This window comes from Actinosynnema sp. (genome assembly GCF_052038725.1).
In genome coordinates, this window is the sequence record NZ_JBQGCX010001522.1 from 1 (window position 1) to 2198 (window position 2198).

Genomic DNA, 2198 nt, shown 5'->3' on the forward strand with positions numbered 1-2198 from the left:
CGGCGGGGAAGGATGGCACCCCCACCCCGGCAAGGAGGCAGCGTGATCGGCTTGTTCGCGTCGACCGAGCGCGGCAGGGCGCAGGCCAAGGAGCTCGCGGCCTTCCTCGGCCCGGACGCCGTCGTCCCCGACGGCCCCGTCGCGCCCGCGCTGCGCCGGATGTGGCCGGTGCTGGGCAGCGCCGTGTTCTTCGAGGGCAGCGAGACCGTCGTCCGCCTCGTGGCCCCCCTGCTGCGCGACGAGCGCTCCGACCCCGGTGTGGTGTGCGTCGACGGCGCGTTCGCCATCGCCCTCCTCGGCGGCGCGGACGCGCTCGCCCAGCGGGTCGCCGACGTGCTCGGCCGCACCGCCGTCACCACCGCCCCGCCCACCGCGTCCCCCCTGGACGAGCTGCTCGAACTGCTCGACGCCACCGCCGAGGGCGACGCCGCGGCGTGCGGCGAGGCGATGCGCGCGGGCGAGCCGGTCGCGCTCGCCAACCCGCTCGGCTTCCCGCTGCCCGCGCTGCCGGACAACGTCCTGCCCGCCGGTCACGAGGCCGCGTGGACGGTGCTGCTGGACGACCGGGTGCCCAGGACCGAGCTGGGCGACCACGTGGTCCGGGTGATCCCCAGGACGCTCGTGATCGGCATCGGCGCGAGCGCGGGCGTCACGTCCACCGACGTCTCCGGCGCGCTCGCCAAGCTCGCCGCCGACGGCAGGCTGGACCTGCGGGCGGTGCGCGCGTTCGCCACGCTCGACCGCAAGACCGAGGAGCCCTGCTTCGTCGACGCGGTCGAGGACTGGGGCTTCTGGCACGGCTCCACCACCACGCCCCTGCTCGGCTACCCCGGCGAGGAGCTGGCCGTCATCCCGGTGCCCAACCCGGTGGAGCTGGCCATCGGCATCCCCAGCGTCGCCGAGGCCGCCGCGCTGCGCGGCGCGGCCGAGCTGTCCGCGGGCGGCCGGGTGGAGATCGCCGCCGAGAAGGTCAAGGGCGCGCGGGCCACCGTCGCCGCCGCCCGCGTCCTGCCCAGGGGCAGGCTGGCGCTCATCGGCCTCGGGCCGGGCGGCGCGGACGACCGGACCCCGCGCGCCGAGGCCGAGCTGCGCCGCGCGTCCGTGGTGGTCGGGCCGCCGGAGTGCGTCGACCAGGTCAGGCACCTGCTGCGGCCGGGCACGTCGGTGCGCGCGGACGGCGCGGTCCGGCTGGCCGAGCAGGGCGTCGCGGTGGCGCTGGTGGCGCCGGACGCGGGACCGGTTGTTGCCGGGCCGGTACACGCCGATGTCGTTCGTGTGACCGGAGTCACTGGTCAATTGTGAAGCCCCCTCAGTCCCGCTGAAGGAGGTTGCCGGGAGGCCGTCGGGTGCGTTGCAGTGAGTGCTCACTCCTGCACGGAAAGGAACTCCGATGGCGAAAACCCTGCGTCGCCTGGCGAAGTTCATCGGCCTGGGCGTGGCTGCCGCCGCGATCGGCCTGATGACCACCCCGGTGTCCTCGGCGTCCGACGTCACCCCGTTCATCGTGGGCGGCGCCAGGGCCTCGATCAGCGAGGCCCCCTGGGCGGTGTACCTGGCCTCCTCCTCCGGCTCCCAGTTCTGCGGCGGCACCCTGGTGAAGGCCAACAAGGTCGTCACCGCCGCGCACTGCGTCGCCGGCCGTTCGGCGTCCAGCACCCGCGTGGTGATCGGCCGCGAGGACAAGCAGAGCACCGCGGGCACGGTGGCCACCGTCTCCAGCATCTGGTCGCACCCCAGCTACCGCACCGCGACCAGCGGCTACGACGTGGCCGTGCTGACCCTGGGCACCAGCGTCAGCGGCACCTACCTGCCGCTGGCCACCCCGTCCGACACGGCCCTGTACGCGGCGGGCACCAACGCCGTCGCGTACGGCTGGGGCGCCACCTGCTCCGGCTGCTCCACGTCCCGCTACCTGCTGAAGGTCACCGTCCCGGTCACCTCGGACGCGACCTGCAAGACCGCGTACTCGCAGTACAGCAACACCTCGATGGTGTGCGCGGGCGTCCCGGCCGGTGGCAAGGACACCTGCCAGGGCGACTCGGGCGGCCCGCTCGTGGCGGGCGGCAAGCTGATCGGCGCCACCTCGTGGGGCAACGGCTGCGCACTGCCGAACGACCCCGGCGTGTACGCCAGGGTCGCGGCCTACTACAGCGTGCTGAGCGCGCAGATCGGATGACCGCCGGGGGCGCGCCCTCGGG

Annotated in this window: 2 protein-coding genes; both read left to right on the forward strand. The window is 74.8% G+C overall.

What is annotated here, in order from left to right:
- The first annotated feature begins 42 nt into the window (after positions 1 to 42).
- On the forward strand, positions 43 to 1302 hold the full coding sequence (locus ACTUAL_RS31955; RefSeq protein ID WP_440902838.1) for a cobalamin biosynthesis protein: 1260 nt from the start codon (positions 43 to 45) through the stop codon (positions 1300 to 1302).
- An 88-nt stretch (positions 1303 to 1390) separates the two neighbouring features.
- Positions 1391 to 2176 carry a S1 family peptidase gene (locus ACTUAL_RS31960; protein WP_440902839.1) on the forward strand — a complete coding sequence of 262 codons (786 nt, stop codon included), beginning with the start codon at positions 1391 to 1393 and terminating at the stop codon, positions 2174 to 2176.
- Positions 2177 to 2198 lie beyond the last annotated feature (22 nt).